This window comes from Neobacillus sp. SAB-20_R2A, from assembly GCF_049568635.1.
GTDB lineage: Bacteria > Bacillota > Bacilli > Bacillales > Cytobacillaceae > Neobacillus > Neobacillus citreus.
The window spans coordinates 2,390,063-2,410,102 of record NZ_CP145895.1; the positions used below are offsets into that span (position 1 = coordinate 2,390,063).

A 20,040-nucleotide genomic window follows, 5' to 3' on the forward strand; every position below is an offset into this window, starting at 1 on the left:
AGGAAATGTGAAATTACCAGTGACGAGATCGACATTTTTTGAATACTTGGGTTTTAACAGTACTAAAACCGACACGTTTCATCTTGATTTGCCGCTTCAGACTATTTTGCTGCAGGATGATGGCACTGTCCATCCGGGCGTTTTTTCCACAATGCTGGATATTTCCATGGGGGCTACTGCCTCCCTGGAAACAAATTCGTTTGCAACGACGATAAACCTTAACGTGTCCTTTTTTGACCTAAGTCCGAAAGAAAACTATCATGCGAAAACAAATATACTGAATATCGAGGAAAAAGTCATAACAGCCGAGGGAATCGTTTATGGGCAGGATGGTGCTGTTGCTGCCAAGGCTATAGGCATGTTCAAGGCAAGTCCTATTAAACAATGAAGAAATTGAAAGGTGGTGATAGGGTGTCCCGATTGGATTGGGGGATATATGAAATGATGGAAAGGAATCCATTTTTCAAGCATATCGGATTTGAACTCGTAAATTCCTCAGAGGAAGAGATTTTGCTGAAGCTTTCAATAAAAACCGACCTGCTAAATACGAATAAAAGCCTGCATGGAGGAGTTCACGCCTCGATGCTTGATACGGTGCAATCAATTGCTCTCCGTTCCGTATATCAATGCCCGGTTACAGCTATGAATCTGGATGTTCACTATTTTGCTCCAGCAAATACCGGTCATCTTTTTGCTAGGGCTAAACTTCTCCAAAAGGGCTATAAAATGGCTGTGCTGGAAGCGGAAATTATTGACGAGAATGCAACATTAATTGCCAAAGGAACAGGTATCTATAAGATAGTCAGAAATGCATAGAGAAGAAATTTCTAAATATTATTTTCAAAAAATTTCGACTAAAATTAGTAGATTAATATAGAAATTTCTTTCGCGGCGTGTCCTTACTAATCTAATAAAAGTCAGTTAAATTACGGTAATTTATAGTAATCAGAAAGCACAATAGTAAAAAGACACCCAAAAATATGTTTCTACTATATTAATGAGAAAATTGTCGAAAATATCGAATTGAATATTCGAAAAATTTTTAATAATATTAGGTTATTCGACATACCAACTAGTTAGTATGTAGAAAAAAGAGGAGTGGTAAGGATGAATTTTAGTTATTCCGATAAGGTAGTAGAATTGCAAAAAAAGCTTACTGAATTTATGGAAGAGTATATTTATCCAAATGAAAAGCTCTATCATGATCAAATTGATAAAAACGATCCATTTTCAAAGATCCCGCCGATCATGGAAGAATTAAAAGAAAAGGCAAAGCAAGCTGGTCTATGGAACTTATTTTTACCAGAGAGTGAATATGGTGCCGGTTTAACGAACCTTGAATATGCACCGCTTTGCGAAATCATGGGACGTGTCCATTTTGCACCAGAAGTGTTTAACTGTGCTGCGCCTGATACCGGAAATATGGAAGTATTGGTCCGTTACGGGACTGAAGAAGATAAAGAAAAATGGCTGAAGCCGTTATTAAATGGCGAAATTCGCTCCTGTTTCTCAATGACTGAGCCGGATGTTGCTTCATCCGATGCTACAAATATTCAAGCAAGTATTGTCCGTGATGGCGATGAATACGTCATCAATGGAACAAAATGGTGGTCATCGGGTGCTGGAGACCCTCGCTGTAAGATTGCGATTGTTATGGGTAAAAATGATCCTGATGCACCAAAACATGAGCAGCAATCGATGATTCTAGTACCGCTCGATGCTCCTGGAGTCACAATCAAACGAGTTACAACTGTATTTGGTTATGACCATGCACCGCATGGCCATGCCGAAATTGAATACAACAATGTTCGTGTACCGGCTTCAAATATGCTTTGGGGCGAAGGTAAAGGTTTCGCAATCGCGCAGGGACGTCTAGGACCTGGAAGAATTCATCATTGCATGAGAACCATCGGTGCAGCTGAACGTGCACTTGAGCTTCTTTGCAAACGCGTTCAGGAACGGACAGCATTCGGTAAAAAAATTGCCGAGCAAGGCGTAGTTCAAGAATGGATTGCCGAAGCGAGAATCGAAATCGAGCAGGCCCGTTTACTTACATTGAAAGCGGCCTACATGATGGATACGGTTGGGAATAAAGAGGCTAAAGGCGAAATTGCCATGATTAAAGTGGTTGCGCCTAACATGGCATTAAAGATAATTGACCGTGCCATTCAGGCATTTGGTGCCGCCGGTGTAAGCCAGGACACTCCTCTTGCCGCAAGTTGGGCCAATATCCGTACACTAAGACTTGCTGATGGTCCGGATGAAGTGCATAAGCGTGCGATTGCCCGCTATGAATTGAAAAAATACCGTTAATCGTATTAGGAGGAAAAAATAGATGCATGTTAAAGAGCTTTTTGATTTAACAGGTAAAGTCGCCATTGTAACAGGCGGCGGCCGAGGTCTTGGACAGCAAATTGCTGAAGGATTTGCGGAGGCAGGCGCCAATGTAGTGGTCTGTTCCCGTAAACTTGAGGCCTGTGAGGAAGTAAGTGAAGGCTTAAAAAAGATTGGAGTCGAGAGTCTAGCATTAAAATGTGATGTCTCCAATCCTGAAGATGTTAGAAACGTTGTGGAACGAACAATGGAAAAATTCGGACGCATTGACATTCTTGTCAACAACAGCGGTGCATCTTGGGGAGCACCTGTCGAGGAAATGCCGCTTGAGGCTTGGAATAAGGTAATGAATACGAATGTTACCGGAACCTTCTTAATGTCCCAGGCAGTCGGAAGAGTGATGATCGAACAAAAGGGCGGCAAAATCATTAATATTGCTTCTGTCGCTGGGCTGCAGGGGTCGAACCCAAAATACATGAATGCTATTGGCTATAACGCTAGTAAAGGGGCAGTTATTACCTTCACAAAGGATTTAGCTGTGAAATGGGGCCAGCATGGTATTTATGTTAATGCAATTGCACCGGGATTCTTCCCAACAAAAATGTCAAAAGGGCTGCTTGATGCTGGTGGTGAAGCCATCTTAGAAGGCACTCCATTACGTAAGTTTGGGACTGATACAGATATGAAAGGTGTAGCGTTGTTCCTGGCATCGCGAGCTTCGGACTTTGTAACCGGGGATATCGTTGTTGTAGACGGCGGCTCACATGTAATGTAAGAAATCAATAGAATCGTAAATATAAAAAAGCAGGAGGGGATTTGCTTAATGAAAAGAGATGCTGTCATTGTTTCGGCAGTTAGAACTGCCATTGGCAGACAGGGAGGCGCACTAGCAAGCGTTCCAGCACATGTTTTTGGAGCTGAAGTAATTAAAGAAGCAGTTAAAAGGGCAAATATCACGCCTGACATGATAGACGACGTTTTTTTGGGAAATGTTTTATCAGGCGGTGGAAATATTGCGAGATTAACTGCATTGCAAACGGGACTGTCCATCGAAATTCCGGGCGTGACAGTCGATAGGCAGTGTGGATCTGGAATTAATGCTATTAATCTAGCAGCCCAGGCAATTAAAGCCGGGGATGGAGATATCTATATTGCCGGCGGAACAGAAAGTATGAGCCGTGCTCCTTACTTGATGGACCGGCCGGAAAAACCGTATGGTGCGAATCCTCCAAGTTTCCGGAAATCGCAGCTCTCTCCTAAAGAAATAGGCGATCCGCCAATGGGGATTACGGCCGAAAATCTCGTGAAAAAATACAATATTACACGGGAAGAGCAGGACGCATTCGCGCTCCAAAGCCAGCAGCGTATGAAAGCTGCCATGGAAGAAGGACGCTTTGATGAGCAAATCGTTCCTATCACTATACCTGTTAGAAAAGGTGAGCCGATTGTTTTCATTAGTGATGAGCATCCAAGGCCGGAAACGACCATTGAGGGTTTGGCAAAGCTTCCGCCAGCATTCCTCCAGGATGGAACAGTCACAGCAGGCAGCAGCTCAGGCCTAAATGATGCTGCATCGGCCCTAGTTATCATGTCACGGGAAAAAGCAGAGGAATTAAATTTAACTCCACTAGCAGTTATCCGTCACTATGCAGTCGCCGGTGTTGACCCGAATATCATGGGAATCGGCCCTGTTCCGGCTGTTAGAAAGGTTCTTGAAAAATCAGGATTATCCATAGAAGACATGGACTTAATCGAAATCAATGAAGCCTTTGCTGCTCAAGTAATTGCTTGCAACCGCGAGCTTGAAATGAATATGGAAAAAGTCAATGTTAACGGTGGGGCCATCGCCCATGGCCACCCGCTGGGAGCAACAGGTGCCATCCTCGTCACCAAAGCCTGCTACGAACTAAAACGCACCGGCGGAAGATATGCCCTTATCACCGCCTGCATTGGCGGCGGCCAAGGAATCGCAACAATCATCGAGAGCGAATAAAAACAAGGTACTGACTGTGGTGGTACTCATCTAGGTGTCAGGCACCAAACTTGACCAAACGCCTTATTGAAAGAGGAAAAGTCAATCTTGGTGTCAGACGCACCTACCACATTCCACTACAGCAGCACTTTGATTTTAATGCTGAAAGGATAAGCCGATGAAGCGAAAGATAATGGAGACGGGGATTTTACTATTCGATAAAAACGGGTTTAAGTCAACTTCGGTACAGGATATTGTCCAGGAACTGGGTGTAACAAAAGGTACATTTTATTATTATTTCAGCAGTAAAGAGGAATTGTTAAAGGAAATTCACCTGTTGTATATTGAGTCAATAATCAAACAGCAGGAAGAAATTATGAATAATTCTTCGTACGATTTTGCCAAAAAACTGCATGAGATTATCTTAATGCAGATTAGCACCATTAGAATCGAACTGAGAAGTGCCCGGATATTTACCAGAGAAATGCGGCATTTAAGCAGAGATAATTTCCTGGAAATCAAGGAAAAACGAAGCGCATTTCGTCATAATGTCCAAAAATTAATTGAAGAAGGTATTACACAAGGAATCCTCCAAAAGGGCCGCGCCGATATAATAACAATGGCTATCCTTGGCATGACCAACTGGAGCTATTATTGGTTCAACCCGGAGGGAGAAGTACCTGAAGAAAGGGTTGCGGATATATTTCTTGACCTTATTTTAAACGGAATCAGCAATGACAGCGTTTACACACCTAACATCTAGCATTCTTGCAAAAAGGAGAGATCGAGATTGTTAACTCTTCATTATCAACATTGGCCAAATATCCCAAAATCATTGAATGTCCCTGCCACTTCACTCTATGACAATCTTAGAGTAAGTGCAAGCCGTTATCCTGATCAGGATGCTATCTTCTACTATGGGAATAAATTGACTTACCAGCAATTAGATGAAGAAGTAAATGCCCTGGCCGGATACTTAGAGCATAAGTTAGACGTAAAAAAAGGGGACAAAGTCCTGCTCTTTATGCAAAATTCCCCGCAATTTGTGATTGGTTTCTACGCCATTTTAAGGGCCAACGCTGTTGTAGTCCCAATTAACCCAATGCTAGTTGCGGATGAACTTGAATTTTACATTCGCGACTGCGGAATTAAAACAGCAATCGCCGGACAAGAACTCTTAGACCGAGTTCAGCCTCTGCTAGGAAAAACCTCCTTGGAGCACCTGCTCCTTGCAGCCTATTCAGATTATATAGGTGAAGGCTTCGAAAAAATGCTTCCAAAAGAGGTGGAGGCACCAAGATTAGTGGTGAACAATCCTAATCATTACAACTGGGTTGATGCGATTCAGGCAAATCTCACTCCGTCGGAACATACGGCAAAAGGTGATGATTTGGCTGTTATGCCCTACACATCAGGGACAACAGGTCTTCCAAAAGGTTGTATGCATACTAACCGGTCAGTCAATGCGAATACTGTAGGCTGCTACCACTGGTCCTCTACAACACCAAATGCCATCCATCTGATGACCTTGCCGCTTTTCCATGTGACGGGTATGGTGCACAGCATGCACATGCCAATTTTCAGCGGCAGTATGATGGTAATTATGACGAGGTGGAATCGGGATGCGGCAGTGGAACTAATAAAGAGCTTAGGCTGCACCCATTGGGTCACAATCGCCACTATGATTGTCGATTTTCTTGCCAATCCAAATCTGAAGGTGGAGGACATTGCTTCCTTAACCTATCTTGCTGGTGGAGGAGCAGCTCTTCCAGAAGCAGTTGGTGAAAAATTATTTAACCTGACGGGATTGCGATTTGTCGAAGGCTACGGACTTTCAGAAACGATTGCCCAGACCCATTTCAATCCGCCGAATCGACCAAAAATGCAGTGTCTTGGAATCCCTTCCTATGATGTCGATGCTAGAATTATTGAGCCGTCAACTGGAAAGGAACTTGGTGTCGGCGAAGTCGGTGAAATTATTGTCAATGGACCGCAGGTAATGGTTGGCTACTATAACCGCGATGATGAAAACCGGGAAGCATACCTTGAGATTGATGGGAAGAGGTTTTTCCGAACTGGGGATATTGGCCGTTTTGATGAAGATGGATATTTCTTTATGGTCGATCGTGTTAAACGCATGATTAATGCCTCTGGATTCAAGGTATGGCCAACTGAAGTCGAGTCATACCTTTACAAGCACCCTGCTATTCAGCAAGCTTGCGTCGTGGGAGTACCAGATCCTAGAAGAGGGGAAAACGTAAAAGCCTTTGTCATCTTAAATGAAGGGTATGAAGGAAAAGTCAGCGAGGATGAAATTATCGAGTGGTCCAAGCATCACATGGCCGCCTATAAATATCCACGCATGATTGAGTTCAGAGAGGTGTTTCCAATGACCTCCAGCGGCAAAATTCTCTGGCGCACCCTTCAGGAGGAAGAAAATGAAAAGGTTCAGAATCAGGTCCATTAAACGTTTATGATCAAGAGGGCTGACATTAGAGGAGGCCCCTCTTGAAAAAATTATACTAACTAAAACAAAGGAGGAGAGCAATGGATATTCTTATTCAGCAGTTGTTTAACGGTTTAACCATAGGGAGTGTTTACGCACTGGTAGCTTTGGGCTTAACCCTAGTTTATGGAATTTTGCACATTCCAAACTTTGCTCATGGTGCACTATACATGATGGGCGGATACATAACGCTGACCATGATGACAAAATTTGGGCTTCATTATTGGATTGCCATTTTTATTTCTATCATCGTTGTTGGTCTTCTTGGAGTATTAATGGAAAGGTTGGTTTTTCACCCTCTACGTGAATCGCCGCCAATCCAAGATAAAATTGCTGCCATTGGTATCCTTTTATTCCTAGAAGCTTTCGCGCAGTATTATTGGGGAGCAGAATACCAAAGCATGCCAACACCATATGGCAACGTCGTTGAGGTTTTCGGATTAACGCTGACAATGCAGAGAATTCTTATTGTAGTAGCTGCAGTTATCGTTATGATTCTATTAAATTTCTTCTTAAGAAAAACTTATACCGGTTCCACCATCATTGCGATGTCGCAGAACCGTGAAGGGGCAAACCTGGTGGGGATCAATACAACCCGGGTTGCGATGCTGACCTTTATGATTTCAGGCGGACTGGCAGCCATCGCTGCATCTATTTCGGCACCTATCAATCTAGTATTCCCAGGAATGGGACAGTTAGTTATCTTAAAAGCGTTTGTTATCATTATTCTTGGTGGAATGGGCAGTATCCCAGGAGCAATCGTCGGCGGTTATATTATCGGCTTCAGCGAAAGCTTGGGAGCGACCTACATTTCAAATGACTATAAGGACATTATTGCCTTTTTTATCCTGGTTATTATTCTTACGGTTAAACCAACCGGATTGTTTTCAAAGGGGGGACATTAATGTCAGCGGTATTGAACAAACGAAATATCATCATTCTCTTAGTATTGGTCGCTATTGGGTTTCCATTAATAACAACAAATACTTATTTGATCCACGTAATGACTTTGGCGTTTATTTGGATGATTGGGGTTTATGGACTTAACCTGCTTGCAGGTTATACTGGTTATCTTTCATTGGCACACGCGGGATTCTTTGCAATCGGTGCTTACGGTTTAGGGATTTTAACAGTAAAAGCCCATATGAGTTTCTGGCTTGCATTTGTCTTATCTCTGGTGATTACTTGTTTAATAGGATTATTAGTAGGTTTGATTGCATTAAGAACGAGTGAGCACTTTTTCGCCATCTACACAATGTGTTTAGGTTATATTATTTATCTCGTGATAGATAAATGGGAAAGTTTAACGGAAGGTGTTCGTGGCCTGATTGGGATTCCAGCACCTCAAGGCTTTGGCCCAATTACCTTTGAGACGGAAAAATCACATTATTATCTTGTTTTATTTTTCCTTCTCCTCGTCATTTTGCTTATGTACCGAATTATTCATTCACTTACTGGAAGATCGTACATTGCGATTCGAAATAGTGAAGACTTAGCACTAACCATTGGGATTGCAACTGGAAGAAATAAATTAGCAGTCTTTGTATTATCAACATTTTTTGCAGGCCTTTCCGGTGCTTTATATGCATCATTTGTACGCTTTATCGGCCCGGATATTGGAAACATTGCGATTATCTTTGATTTGCTGACTTACCTAGTTGTTGGCGGTATCGGAACACTTACCGGTCCACTGATTGGGACTATGCTTGTCATGTGGCTTTCTCAGCTGCTTCAAGATTTTCAACAGTACCGCATGCTCATTTTCGGACCACTTTTAACGATCCTAGTAATTTTTTATCCACGCGGAATCGTTGGCGGTGTCACAGATGTTTACCGAAAGCGCATGGCCAAGAAAGAAAAGCAGCGGGCTGTCAGGAAGGATTCGTATATCCAAAGTGAATTGCGGCCTGAAAATCAAGTGAAGGAGGGGTAAGCATGATTTATTTAGAGACTAAAAACCTGACAAAGAAATTTGGCGGTAACGTTGCAGTCAACAATGTCGACTTTTCAATTGAAAAAGGAAAAATCAATGCCATTATTGGTCCCAATGGTGCAGGAAAGTCCACTTTTTTCAACCTGATAAGCGGCTTTCATAGTCCCACATCAGGACAGGTCATTTTCAAAGGGCAGGATATTACCAAACTGCCTTCTAATAAAATCGCTGAGCTTGGGGTGGCACGTACATTCCAAACAACCAATCTATTTGATCAGGCGACCGTGTTGGACAATGTTATTGTCGGGCACCGCTTGCGTACAAAATCCAATCTCCTTGATGCTATATTGAGAACCCCTAGGCTCAAAAGGGAAGAGGAACAATGTCGAGATAAAGCGATGGAAGTTTTGGAATTCGTTGGTTTAGAGCATTTAGCTGGCAAACTGGCAGGCGGACTAACCCAGGAAGAGAAGAAAAGAACAGCTTTCGCATTAGCCCTGGCTACTGATCCGGAAATCGTCTTCCTTGATGAGCCTGCAGGCGGGGTTAATCCCAGCGAAACGGATGGTCTGGCTGAATTAATGCAGAAGATGGTGGGGAAAGGAATTACGGTCTGCCTGATTGAGCATAAAATGCAAATGATCATGAGAATAGCACATAAAATTATGGTTCTAAGTTATGGCGAAAAAATTGCTGAAGGAACACCGGAAGAAATTCGTAATAACGAGACGGTAATTAAGGCTTATTTGGGAGGGAGTGCCAGTGCTTAAACTTGATAATGTCTCTGTCAAATACGGAAGCTTTACTGCCGTTCATGACATCAATATTGAGGTAAATACGGGAGAGATTGTCGTTTTACTAGGCTCAAATGGCGCCGGGAAAAGTACAACTTTCCGGGCGATAAGCGGCCTTAACAAACCATCAGTAGGCGGGATTACTTTTGAAGGAAAGAATTTAAATAAGTCTTCAGCTGACAAAATCGTGGAATGGGGAATTGGCCAGTGCCCGGAAGGAAGAAAGCTATTTCATGCCATGTCTGTGGAAGAGAACCTAAAAATGGGTGCTTATGTCCATCGGCGGAAGAAAGACCAAATCAAGCACTCGCTGGAGCATGTGTATGAATTGTTCCCGATTTTAAAGGACAAGCGTCATGATCCAGCCGGTTCTTTAAGTGGAGGACAGCAGCAAATGGTGGCCATCGGAAGAACACTCATGTCAAAACCGAAGCTAATGCTTTTGGACGAGCCATCGATTGGGTTAGCTCCATTAGTCGTTGAGCAAATGTTTGAGGTAATTCAAAAAATTAACAAAGAGGGGACAACGATCCTTTTAGCCGAACAAAATGCCAATGCAGCATTAAAAATCGCGGATAAAGGCTACGTGTTCGAAAACGGAACAATTGTCCTTAAAGGTACGTCTGCAGAATTATTTGCTAATGATGAGGTGAGAAAGGCCTACATCGGTGCATAAGAAAGCGGGTCAAGCGGTCTTGGACTGAAAGGTTCAAACGTTCGACCCTTAGCAATAACTGCATTCCTTTTTGAAGGGGGTGGTTGTCGGCAATACGAAATATTTTCTTACCAAACATTTTAAAAAAATTTAGGGGGAAAACCAATGAAAAGAATGAAATCGGTATTTATGATTATTTTTACCTTAGTAATGGTATTTAGTCTTGCTGCATGTAACAGCACAAGTGATAAAACTGCTAATACAAAGCCTTCAAGTGGCGGCGGAGACAGCAAATCAGGAGATGCAGGAACGGTTAACATCGGTTACTCTGGGCCATTAAGCGGACCTGCTGCATTCTACGGCGAGCGTACATTGAACGGCGTTAAAATGGCTGTAGAAGAAATTAACGGTGCTGGCGGTATCGAAGTTAGCGGCAAAAAGTACAAGTTTAATATTGTCTCTCTTGACGATAAATACCTTCCAAACGAAACAGGTGCAAACGCAAAGAGATTGCTTCAGGAAAACAAGACGCCAATCATCTTTACTCCACACAGCGGCGGCGTATTTGCAATGCAGGTTTTCAACCAGCAGGATAAATTCATCATTGGTGCTTACACTAGTGAACCGAAAGTTTCTGAAGTTGGCAATAAGTTGACAGTTCGTATTCCTCCGCGTTACGATGGATATTTGAAGCCATTTACTGAGTATGAAATGGAAAAGTTCGGTAAGAAAATTGCGTTCCTTCCAACTGCTTCTCAGTACGGTAAGGATTGGTCTGCTAAGCTGAAGCCTTATTGGGAAAAACAAGGCGGCAAGGTTGTATTCGAATCTGCGATTGACTTTGCAAAAGAAACAGACTTCTTTACACTTGTAACGAATGCATTGAAAGAAAAGCCAGATGTCTTATTTGTCGGCGGTCCTTCTGAGCCAACTGCTAAAGTTATCAAGCAGGCTCGTGAACTTGGCTTTAAAGGTGGTTTCATCGTGATGGACCAAGCCAAACTGGACGAAATGAAGAAAGTAACTGGTTCATATGAGATGCTGAATGGTGCAATCGGCGTTATGCCATTATCTGAGTCCAAAATCAGCCCGGTTATTCCTGATTTTGTCAAGAAGTATCAAGACAAGTATAAGGAAGTCCCTGGTTCTGAAGCAGGTCTAAACTATATTGCGATGTATATCTTTGCAGAAGCAATGAAGGCTTCCGGTTCTGTAGACGATGCAGAGAAAATCCAAGCGGCTATGCAAAAAGGTGTAGAAAATGTTCCTGAAAAGGCAAAGGTTTATATTTTTAACAAATTTGACGGCGGCGGCTTCGATGGTGATTTAGAAGTTGCAGCGGTTGAAAATGGTAAGATTGTACCTATTAAAGTTAAATAATAACACTTAAAAAACTAGCTCTAAAAATAAATTCCCCCTTGAAGGAAGGTTTTCAAGGGGGAATTTTCATTTATATTAGTGTTTTTACATTTGCAACCTTTAATCGGTTAATAGCATCTATATAGGCATTGGCGCTGGCAACAATGATATCCACGTTAATCGCTCTTCCTGAAACCATTTTATCGTTGTTCCGGACTTTAACAAAGACCTCTCCAATTGAGTCTTTTCCCTTTGATATAGAATTGATTTTATAGTCAATTAACTCAAGCTCAAGGCCAAGCGCTGAATCGATTCCTTTGTAGATAGCATCAATCGGCCCATTTCCGTCTCCAATTCCTTCGATATCGGTATTTTCAGCTCCGATGATGTTGACGAAAGCACGATATTGGTTATGATTTAGGATCTGTAAGCTAAAGTCATTAAACGTAAAGAAAGATGGAACTGTATTTTTTGGCTGGGTTTCCAATAGGGCGATAATATCTTCATCAAAAATATCCTTTTTCCGATCTGCCAATTCCTTGTATTTTTTGAAAATCTCTTTTAATTGAGTTTCGTTTACCGAATAGCCGAGTTCTTCATATCTCTTTTTAAGCGCATTTCTTCCTGATAGCTTACCTAGAACTAATTTTGTTTCATTAAAACCAATACTTTCCGGCGTCATGATTTCGTATGTTGCTTTATCTTTAATCACGCCATCCTGATGTATTCCGGAAGAATGGGAGTAAGCATTTCCGCCAATTACCGCTTTATTGGGAGGAATGGCAATCCCCGTCAACCTGCTGATAAGCTTGCTCGTTTTGGCGATTTCTTTAAGTTTGATACCTGTCTGGATGTTGAAGTAATCCTTCCTTGTTTCCAAAAGTGCTGCCACTTCTTCAAGGGCCACGTTTCCAGCCCTCTCACCGATTCCATTAATACAGCCTTCCACCTGGACTGCCCCTGCCTGGATGGCTGCAATGCTATTACTAAGTGCCATCCCTAGGTCATCATGGCAATGACAGCTTAGCCGTACCTTTTCAATACCCTTTGTGTTTTCAAGAACGTATTGAAAAAGTTTCGTATACTCCTCTGGTGTTGTATAACCGACAGTATCAGGAAAATTTAAGACAGTTGCTCCCGCCTCAATGACCTTTTCAGCTACCTCAGAAAGGAATTCAAGCTCGGTACGTGTTGCGTCTTCACAGGAAAATTCAATATGTTTAAAATGCTTTGCGGCATAGGATACGCTTTCGACCGCTTTTTCCAAAACTTGTTCTTTAGTCATACCTAATTTGCGCTCGCGGTGGATAGGAGAGGTAGCGATAAAGATGTGTATGCCCGTATTATCAATATCCCCCAAGGTGTTAATAACAGCATCAATATCATCCTTATTGGTGCGTGCAAGGCTGACCACCATTGGCCCCGAAACTGCTTTGGCAACCGCCCTGATTGCCTCGGCATCACCGGGTGAGGCATTAGCAAATCCTGCTTCAATAATATCAATCCCTAAATTTTCTAACCTTAGGGCAATCTCCACTTTTTCATCCAAATTAAAGCTGACTCCAGGTGTTTGTTCACCGTCTCTTAATGTGGTATCAAAAAAATAAATCCTCTTTTCCATGATTAATCCCTCCTTATAAAAATAAAAATACCTTCACTTAACCTGAGGGGCGCAATTCGCGCGGTACCACCCTCATTCGCTGATCCCTTTCGGAAAACAGCCTCGGTAAGTAAAGGTATTACTTAGACAAATGCATAACGGTTTGCAGCCCGTTCTTCCTACTGTTAATTCAGAAGAAAGTCTCCAAGGCGAGACAGATTATTTCTCCTGCCTGTTTGCACCAACCACAGGCTCTCTTTAAGGAAAGAATAATCAAACTCCTTTTCATAGACAATTACTAATATTCAGATTTTTAATTTAAACATATGTTACTACATTAAATATTTTTAATCAACATTTTTTTTAAAAATAAATTTAATTATTAGAATTGTATGACTTTTTGTTGACGCAATATTTTTTTGTATATAAAATTATATGCAGGGGTGTTTAATAATGGAGAATCAAAAGATGAAAGAAAAGCGGAAATACTCTGTACCAGCAATTGAAAACGCTATGGAAATTCTTAAATTATTAAGCCGTAATCGCTTCCGGGAGAGTACTGTTACCGAGATTGCAAACGCTTTATCCTTAAATCCAGCGACCTGCTATCGAATTTTGCAAAGCCTTGAAGAATTTTCAATGGTCCGGTACTTAGAAAACAAAAAGAGATATACCTTAGGACCATATTTAGTCGTTCTCGGGGAAAGAGCCAAAGAGCACTTGGACTATTTATCTATTATTATGCCATATCTTGAAAAACTAACAAGAGAAACTGGTATGACTTCTATTCTTGTCAATAAAATTGGGGAGGATAAGGTGGCAATCGTCGCAAAAGTGGAAGCAAGCGATTTTGGCGTCAGCGTATCAGTCGGCCGGCATTTTTCCATAACGGATGGTTCATTCGGCATGTGTTTTCTAGCTCCGCTGGATCAACAGCAAAGGGAGTACTTCTTAAAACAGCAAAAGGGCTTAAAAACATTTTCTGAGGAAGAGGTTCAAACAATCGAAAGGGATATGGAGTTTATTAGAGAAAATGGTTATTCCATCACATACGGAGAGTATATTAAGGGATTAGGCGGAATTGCTGCTCCTATATTCAGCGGGGAAAATACTGTTGAAATGTCGATTGAATTAATCTGCTTTACTTCTCAGTTCGATAAAGAGGACCTTCATTTAAAAGGAATCTTAGTAAAAAGAGCTGCAAAAGACATTAGTAATAGAATTCGAAATCTAACCTAGAGATAGAAAAAGATTAGGTGAAAAGTGAGTTGGGCTTATTGGTGGTGAAAAAAGGGTGGAACTGCAGTCATGGCAAGACCTATATAGAAATCGTCAAACGAATGTAGAACAGGCTATTTTAAACATAAAGTCATCTCAAAAGGTTTTTCTAGCACCATTTTGTAATGAGCCGCAAAGGCTTATTCAGGAGTTGGTGCTACAAAAAGAGAGATTACAAGATGTGATACTTTATAATGCAGTGATCGGCAGTCCATGTATTTATGCTGATTCATCATGTTATCCCCACTTTCAAATAAGAACTTTTCTAAGTTCACCTCTATTAAAAGGCGCATTTTTACATAATACATGTGACTACTTGCCTGTCAATCTTTCAGAAATTCCAAAGTGGCTTAGCTCACAAAAAATCGATGTGGCCCTTATACAAGTTACACCTCCGAATGAAGAAGGCTACTGTAATCTTGGGTTATCGGTCGATACCGTACAAACATTAATAAAGCATGCGGGGTTGGTTATAGCTCAAGTAAATAGAAATCTTCCTTTTACAAATGGAGCAACACTTGTACATGTTTCTGAAATCGATCAATTTGTTTTATCTGACACACCAGTGCTGACATTATCTCGTGGAAATCTTTCTGAAGAAGAAAAAACGATTGGCAGAAATGTCGCAGAACTAATCCCCGATTTTGCAACCATCCAAGTGGGTCTTGGGAAAATTGCAGAAAGTATTCTATTATCTCTAAAAAATAAAAAGGGACTAGGGATCCATTCCGGGTCAATTTCTGACTCGATAATCGAATTGATCAATTTAGGAGTTGTAACAAATGAACAAAAAGAGATTAACCGGTATAAAACGGTATGTACAACGCTGACAGGAACAGAAGATTTATACCGCTATTGTCACAATAACCCGACTATTGAATTATACCCCTTAGATTATACTCATAATGCTGCAGTAATCTCCAACATTAGCAATTTTTATTCAATCAATTCCGCGTTGGAAGTGGATCTATTTGGCCAAATCAATGCGGAGCAAATCGGTAACGTTCCTATAGCCGGTGTTGGCGGACAAATGGATTTTATTCATGGTGCAAGACTTTCTAAGGGCGGCAAGTCGATTATCGCCCTTCCGTCTACAGCAAAGAGAGGAACAGAGTCACGAATTAAGGTTAGAACATCTTATATTACTTCTGTAAAGTCAGAAATCGACTATGTGGTAACAGAGTTTGGAATTGCCTCATTATTTGGAAAATCACTTCAAGAACGTGCAAAAGAATTAGTTTCCATCGCACATCCGCAATTTCGGGAAAAATTATTAGCAGAATTTGAAAGGGAATTCATGAAGAAAGTTATTTATTAAAATTTAAAAATGGAAGGGTTGAGCTGAAGATGAAAAAATTAGAAAATAAAGTCGCGATTGTTACAGGTGCAGGACGAGGAATTGGCCGGGAGATTGCATTGTTATTGGCAAAAGAAGGTGCAAAAGTAATTGTCAATGACTTGGGTGGCGGTGCAGACGGGAAGGGCAATAACGCAAAAGTAGCGGACGAAGTGGTCCAGGAGATAAGAGAGGCAGGCGGAACAGCTGCAGCAAACTATGATTCAGTGGCTGAATTTGAAAATGCCGGCAACATTGTTCAAACAGCATTAAATGAATTTGGACGGTTAGATATTGTGGTGAATAATGCGGGGATTTTAAGGGACCGCATGGTTTTCAAAATGAGTGAAGAAGAATGGGATTCAGTTATAGCTGTCCATTTAAAAGGCTCCTTCAACATGACAAGAGTAGCTGCACCGATTTTTAAAGAACAAAAAGGAGGAAGATTTATTAACTTTACCTCTACATCCGGTTTAATCGGTAACGTCGGGCAGGCAAACTATGCTGCTGCAAAATTAGGGATTGCGGGCCTGACAAAAATTACTGCCTTAGATATGGCGCGCTATAATGTAACAGCAAATGCGGTGGCCCCCTTTGCTTGGAGCCGATTAATCGGTACAATTCCGACTGAAACTGACACTGAAAAGGAAAGGGTGGAAAAATTAAAGCAGATGTCACCTGCTCATATTGCGCCGCTTGTAGCCTTCTTAAGCTCAGATGAATCGGCGGATGTATCAGGACAAATTTTCGGTGTTCGCGGCAAAGAAATCATGGTCTTCTCGCAGCCTCGGCCAGTTCGTTCCGTATACAACTCAGAAGGCTGGTCAATTGATAGCATTAGCGCGATTAAAGGTTCTTTACAATCTGCCTTTACTCCACTTGAAGTGAGTAAAGATGTTTTTCCATATGAGCCGTTAGTTTAATAGAGTTAGTGAAAATATTTAAATTGAGGTGGAAAATTTGGTAGTGGATTCAAATGAAGAAATTAGAAAAATCTATGAAAACAGTCCATTTAATAATTTATTAGGGATAAAATTAGCAGAATTCGAGGAAGGCAAGGTCGTCTATTCGCTTGACACAAGACCGTCTCATTTAAATGTGAATCAGGCTATCCATGGCGGGGTGTATTTTACTTTGCTTGATTCTGTAATGGGTGCAACGATCCGTTCAGTGGTTAAGCTCCCAATAGTTACAATAAACACGAGTATCAATTACTTTGCACCAGTGGCTAATGGAGAAACGATGCTGGCAAAGGCAAAGATTATCCAGGAAGGCGGAAGCATTGTAACGGCTGAGGGTACTATTGAAGACGAAAATGGCCATGTTTTTGCAAAGGCGACAGGAACATTTAAAAAAATACGTAACACTTAATTGAAAAAGATGGAGGATTAAAGATGACCATAACCAAAACGTTTAATCCGCTGAAACAAGACCGTCCTTATTTTACCGAGGAGCATGTCATGTTCCGGGATTCTTTACGGAAATTCCTCGAGAAGGAAGCTATACCATATTATGAAAAATGGGAAGAGGATCGACTAGTTCCCCGGTCATTTTGGACGAAACTAGGTGAAAATGGTTTTTTATGTCCTGCTGTAAGTGAAGAGTACGGCGGTGCAGGCGGCGATTTTGCTCTTTCGATTATTCTTGCAGAAGAACTCGCACGAATTGGCGGAGGTCTTTCTGGTCCAAGTACACATAGTAATATCATCGTTCCTTATTTGGAATCATTTGGAACAGAAGAGCAAAAACAGAAATATCTTCCGGGCTGCGTAAGCGGGGAAATTATTACGGCAATTGCCATGACCGAACCGGGAACGGGTTCCGATTTAGCCAATATTAGTACAACTGCGGTAAAAGATGGCGAATCCTATATTATTAACGGTCAAAAAACATTCATCACGAACGGAATACATTCTGATTTAATTGTTGTGGCATGCAAAACAGACCCGCATGCAAATCCGCCGCACAAAGGAGTTAGTTTAATTTTAGTGGATAGAGGAACTCCTGGTTTTTACAGAGGAAGAAAATTGAAAAAGGTTGGTATGCATGCACAGGATACGGCCGAACTCATTTTTGAAGATGTAAAAGTGCCGGTTTCTAATTTACTTGGCGAAGAAGGGAAAGGCTTTAGATATTTGATGACAAAGCTCCAACAGGAACGAATACTGGCTGCCATTGGCGGTCAGGTAGCCGCTGAACGGATGCTGGAATTGACACTTAAATATGTAAAAGAAAGAGAGGCTTTCGGAAAGCCGATTGGGAAGTTTCAGAACACCCAATTTAAACTTGCGGAAATTGCGACACAGGTTCAGCTAGGCCGTACCTTTGTCGATCAATTGATTGTCAGACATCAAAATGGTGAGGATATTGTAACTGAGGTTTCGATGGGCAAATGGTGGATTACGGATATGGCAAGAAGAATTTCAGGCGAATGCATGCAGCTCCATGGCGGATACGGGTACATGGAAGAATATGAAATTGCCCGCAGATACAGAGACATTGCCGTTTCACCTATCTTCGCTGGCACAAATGAAATCATGAAAGTAATTATTGCTAAACAACTGGGATTATAAAACGAAGTCTTATTAACAAAGATAAAGAAAAGGATTTTACTTTAAATCCTTTTCTTTACTCTTGTTAACTTACTATTTAAAAATAATGGGGGAGACATATGGATCAGTTGATGGTCTCTGCAAGTCAGCAATTATTAATAGGTGAAGCATTAAAATACGCTGCTCACAATGCCCCAAACCGTGAAGCATTTGTTTATGAAAACCGAAGACCCACATACCGGGAAATTCTAAAGAATGCAGAGCATTTAGCTGGCTGGTTGCAGGCACAAGGAATTGGTAAAAACGACAAAGTTGGCTGTTTATTTAAAAATGGAATGTCATTTGTTGAATTATATTTTGCTGTGAGTTTGGCAGGGGGAGTTTTTGTGCCTGTCAACTTTCGATTGGTCTCCAAGGAAATCGAATATATCGTAAATAATGCTGATATTAAAATACTATTTGTTGAAGAAGAGTTTAACGATACTATTTCTCCAATCCTAGATTTGCTTCCACACGTACAATTGATTGTCGTAGATGGTGCTATTCAAGAAAATCACATAAATGAAATGGTTGCCTACACATCAATATTTACTTCACCTTCTGAATATACACCTCCAACAGACCTACAAGACAATGATGCCCACGCTATTATTTACACTTCTGGAACAACCGGAAAACCAAAAGGGGCTGTATTAACTCATAAAAATTTTTATCTGAATGCAATGAACAGAACCTTTCATAGCCAAACACCAAGAGGTATCAATGAACTTGTTGTTCCACCGCTTTTCCACGTTGCTGCACTATCACGATTAGTAAGCAACTGCTTGATGGAGGGGACCATTTATATTCAACGCGAATTCCAGCCAGAAAGAATCTTGAAAACCATTGAAACTGAAAAAATTAATGCGATGTTTTTAGTCCCTTCCATGTGGAATTTTCTATTTCAAGTACCAAATCTACTAGACTATGATGTAAGCACTATGATTAGCTGTGGTTTAGGAGGTGCTATATGCCCCGTTGAAATAAAGAAAAGAATTATGGAAGTCTTTAAAAATGGGAAAATAATCGAAGCCTTCGGCCAGACTGAAATGAGTCCATCGACGACTTACTTGACAGGCGAGGACACGATTAGAAAAACAGCATCTGTGGGAAAACCAGCAATTAATGTCCGGGTCAGGATTGTTGATGACGAAATGAATGACGTTCCTCCGGGTGAGGTTGGGGAAATTGTTTACCAAGGTCCGACATTAATGAAAGAGTACTATAAAAATCCCGAAGCAACCAAAGAGGCATTTAAAGGTGGATGGTTCCACAGCGGTGACTTGGTCCGGATGGACGGAGAGGGGTACATTTATGTAGTCGATCGTAAGAAGGATATGGTGATCAGCGGCGGCGAAAATATCTATCCAAAAGAAATTGAGGAGGTTCTTTATACACATCCTGATATTTTGGAAGCTGCCGTGGTCGGTGTTCCGGACCCGGAATGGGGTGAAAACATCAAAGCATTTATTGTGATGAAACCAAGCCGGCGTTTAACGGTAGAAGAAGTTATAGAGTATTGTAAACAGAATCTTGCATCCTATAAAAAGCCGAAATTGGTAGAATTTATTGCTGCACTGCCACGGAATGCATCTGGAAAAGTATTGAAAACTGAATTGCGAGGAGAAAATTTAAAATTTGGTATTCATTAAAAATAAACCTCCCTAATGAGCAAAGGGAGG

At 41.3% G+C, this 20,040-nt stretch carries 19 protein-coding genes and 1 other annotated feature; of the genes, 18 read left to right on the forward strand and 1 reads right to left on the reverse strand.

The window, feature by feature from the left end; translation table 11 throughout:
- Positions 1 to 7 precede the first annotated feature (7 nt).
- From V5M37_RS11725 to V5M37_RS11780, 12 genes are all read left to right on the forward strand, one after another.
- The gene (locus tag V5M37_RS11725) at positions 8 to 388 is read left to right on the forward strand and encodes a PaaI family thioesterase (protein ID WP_423802073.1); all 381 of its coding nucleotides are present in this window, start codon (positions 8 to 10) and stop codon (positions 386 to 388) included.
- Positions 389 to 441: 53 nt separating this feature from the next.
- A complete protein-coding gene (locus V5M37_RS11730) occupies positions 442 to 816 on the forward strand; it encodes a PaaI family thioesterase (protein WP_423802074.1) in 375 nt (124 codons plus the stop codon).
- Positions 817 to 1,107: 291 nt separating this feature from the next.
- Positions 1,108 to 2,313: an acyl-CoA dehydrogenase gene (locus V5M37_RS11735; protein WP_423802075.1), complete on the forward strand. Its 1,206-nt coding sequence runs from the start codon at positions 1,108 to 1,110 to the stop codon at positions 2,311 to 2,313.
- 22 nt (positions 2,314 to 2,335) lie between these two features.
- Positions 2,336 to 3,109: an SDR family oxidoreductase gene (locus tag V5M37_RS11740; protein WP_213140399.1), complete on the forward strand. Its 774-nt coding sequence runs from the start codon at positions 2,336 to 2,338 to the stop codon at positions 3,107 to 3,109.
- A gap of 48 nt (positions 3,110 to 3,157) precedes the next feature.
- Positions 3,158 to 4,327, forward strand: coding sequence for a thiolase family protein (locus V5M37_RS11745; protein WP_423802076.1), 1,170 nt, complete (start codon positions 3,158 to 3,160; stop codon positions 4,325 to 4,327).
- 157 nt (positions 4,328 to 4,484) lie between these two features.
- Positions 4,485 to 5,069, forward strand: coding sequence for a TetR/AcrR family transcriptional regulator (locus V5M37_RS11750; protein WP_423802077.1), 585 nt, complete (start codon positions 4,485 to 4,487; stop codon positions 5,067 to 5,069).
- A 27-nt stretch (positions 5,070 to 5,096) separates the two neighbouring features.
- A complete protein-coding gene (locus tag V5M37_RS11755; protein ID WP_423802078.1) occupies positions 5,097 to 6,773 on the forward strand; it encodes a long-chain fatty acid--CoA ligase in 1,677 nt (558 codons plus the stop codon).
- 80 nt (positions 6,774 to 6,853) lie between these two features.
- Positions 6,854 to 7,717 (forward strand): branched-chain amino acid ABC transporter permease, encoded by an 864-nt coding sequence (locus V5M37_RS11760; protein ID WP_423802079.1) that lies wholly within the window; start codon positions 6,854 to 6,856, stop codon positions 7,715 to 7,717.
- On the forward strand, positions 7,717 to 8,745 hold the full coding sequence (locus V5M37_RS11765) for a branched-chain amino acid ABC transporter permease (protein ID WP_423802080.1): 1,029 nt from the start codon (positions 7,717 to 7,719) through the stop codon (positions 8,743 to 8,745). The genes V5M37_RS11760 and V5M37_RS11765 overlap by 1 nt, the downstream gene beginning before the upstream one ends.
- Before the next feature lie 2 nt (positions 8,746 to 8,747).
- Entirely contained in the window at positions 8,748 to 9,515 is a 768-nt protein-coding gene (locus V5M37_RS11770; RefSeq protein WP_423802081.1) for an ABC transporter ATP-binding protein, read from the forward strand.
- The gene (locus tag V5M37_RS11775) at positions 9,508 to 10,215 is read left to right on the forward strand and encodes an ABC transporter ATP-binding protein (protein WP_423802082.1); all 708 of its coding nucleotides are present in this window, start codon (positions 9,508 to 9,510) and stop codon (positions 10,213 to 10,215) included. The genes V5M37_RS11770 and V5M37_RS11775 overlap by 8 nt, the downstream gene beginning before the upstream one ends.
- A gap of 144 nt (positions 10,216 to 10,359) precedes the next feature.
- Positions 10,360 to 11,574, forward strand: coding sequence for an ABC transporter substrate-binding protein (locus V5M37_RS11780; protein ID WP_423802083.1), 1,215 nt, complete (start codon positions 10,360 to 10,362; stop codon positions 11,572 to 11,574).
- Positions 11,575 to 11,644: 70 nt separating this feature from the next.
- Here the strand turns inward: V5M37_RS11780 and V5M37_RS11785 are convergent, their stop codons facing one another.
- On the reverse strand, positions 11,645 to 13,174 hold the full coding sequence (locus tag V5M37_RS11785; RefSeq protein WP_423802084.1) for a 2-isopropylmalate synthase: 1,530 nt from the start codon (positions 13,172 to 13,174) through the stop codon (positions 11,645 to 11,647).
- 42 nt (positions 13,175 to 13,216) lie between these two features.
- Positions 13,217 to 13,451: a binding site (T-box leader), on the reverse strand.
- 155 nt (positions 13,452 to 13,606) lie between these two features.
- Between V5M37_RS11785 and V5M37_RS11790 the strand changes: the two genes are divergently transcribed.
- From V5M37_RS11790 to V5M37_RS11815, 6 genes are all read left to right on the forward strand, one after another.
- The gene (locus tag V5M37_RS11790) at positions 13,607 to 14,392 is read left to right on the forward strand and encodes an IclR family transcriptional regulator (RefSeq protein WP_423802085.1); all 786 of its coding nucleotides are present in this window, start codon (positions 13,607 to 13,609) and stop codon (positions 14,390 to 14,392) included.
- A gap of 55 nt (positions 14,393 to 14,447) precedes the next feature.
- Positions 14,448 to 15,749 carry an acetyl-CoA hydrolase/transferase family protein gene (locus tag V5M37_RS11795; protein WP_423802086.1) on the forward strand — a complete coding sequence of 434 codons (1,302 nt, stop codon included), beginning with the start codon at positions 14,448 to 14,450 and terminating at the stop codon, positions 15,747 to 15,749.
- 29 nt (positions 15,750 to 15,778) lie between these two features.
- Positions 15,779 to 16,690 carry an SDR family NAD(P)-dependent oxidoreductase gene (locus V5M37_RS11800; RefSeq protein WP_423802087.1) on the forward strand — a complete coding sequence of 304 codons (912 nt, stop codon included), beginning with the start codon at positions 15,779 to 15,781 and terminating at the stop codon, positions 16,688 to 16,690.
- Between the two features lie 43 nt (positions 16,691 to 16,733).
- Entirely contained in the window at positions 16,734 to 17,138 is a 405-nt protein-coding gene (locus V5M37_RS11805) for a PaaI family thioesterase (protein WP_423802088.1), read from the forward strand.
- Between the two features lie 23 nt (positions 17,139 to 17,161).
- Positions 17,162 to 18,340: an acyl-CoA dehydrogenase family protein gene (locus V5M37_RS11810; protein WP_423802089.1), complete on the forward strand. Its 1,179-nt coding sequence runs from the start codon at positions 17,162 to 17,164 to the stop codon at positions 18,338 to 18,340.
- Positions 18,341 to 18,438: 98 nt separating this feature from the next.
- Complete coding sequence (locus V5M37_RS11815) at positions 18,439 to 20,010, forward strand: acyl-CoA synthetase (RefSeq protein WP_423802090.1); 1,572 nt, start codon at positions 18,439 to 18,441, stop codon at positions 20,008 to 20,010.
- Positions 20,011 to 20,040: the final 30 nt, after the last annotated feature.

Excerpts from the sequence above, each read along its gene's own strand:
- V5M37_RS11800 (WP_423802087.1), top strand. The coding sequence starts at position 15,779 with ATGAAAAAATTAGAAAATAAAGTCGCGATTGTTACAGGTGCAGGACGA.
- V5M37_RS11740 (WP_213140399.1), top strand. The coding sequence starts at position 2,336 with ATGCATGTTAAAGAGCTTTTTGATTTAACAGGTAAAGTCGCCATTGTA.
- V5M37_RS11750 (WP_423802077.1), top strand. The coding sequence starts at position 4,485 with ATGAAGCGAAAGATAATGGAGACGGGGATTTTACTATTCGATAAAAAC.
- V5M37_RS11790 (WP_423802085.1), top strand. The coding sequence starts at position 13,607 with ATGGAGAATCAAAAGATGAAAGAAAAGCGGAAATACTCTGTACCAGCA.
- V5M37_RS11735 (WP_423802075.1), top strand. The coding sequence starts at position 1,108 with ATGAATTTTAGTTATTCCGATAAGGTAGTAGAATTGCAAAAAAAGCTT.
- V5M37_RS11780 (WP_423802083.1), top strand. The coding sequence starts at position 10,360 with ATGAAAAGAATGAAATCGGTATTTATGATTATTTTTACCTTAGTAATG.
- V5M37_RS11730 (WP_423802074.1), top strand. The coding sequence starts at position 442 with ATGATGGAAAGGAATCCATTTTTCAAGCATATCGGATTTGAACTCGTA.
- V5M37_RS11760 (WP_423802079.1), top strand. The coding sequence starts at position 6,854 with ATGGATATTCTTATTCAGCAGTTGTTTAACGGTTTAACCATAGGGAGT.
- V5M37_RS11765 (WP_423802080.1), top strand. The coding sequence starts at position 7,717 with ATGTCAGCGGTATTGAACAAACGAAATATCATCATTCTCTTAGTATTG.
- V5M37_RS11815 (WP_423802090.1), top strand. The coding sequence starts at position 18,439 with ATGGATCAGTTGATGGTCTCTGCAAGTCAGCAATTATTAATAGGTGAA.
- V5M37_RS11785 (WP_423802084.1), bottom strand. The coding sequence starts at position 13,174 with ATGGAAAAGAGGATTTATTTTTTTGATACCACATTAAGAGACGGTGAA.
- V5M37_RS11770 (WP_423802081.1), top strand. The coding sequence starts at position 8,748 with ATGATTTATTTAGAGACTAAAAACCTGACAAAGAAATTTGGCGGTAAC.
- V5M37_RS11810 (WP_423802089.1), top strand. The coding sequence starts at position 17,162 with ATGACCATAACCAAAACGTTTAATCCGCTGAAACAAGACCGTCCTTAT.
- V5M37_RS11745 (WP_423802076.1), top strand. The coding sequence starts at position 3,158 with ATGAAAAGAGATGCTGTCATTGTTTCGGCAGTTAGAACTGCCATTGGC.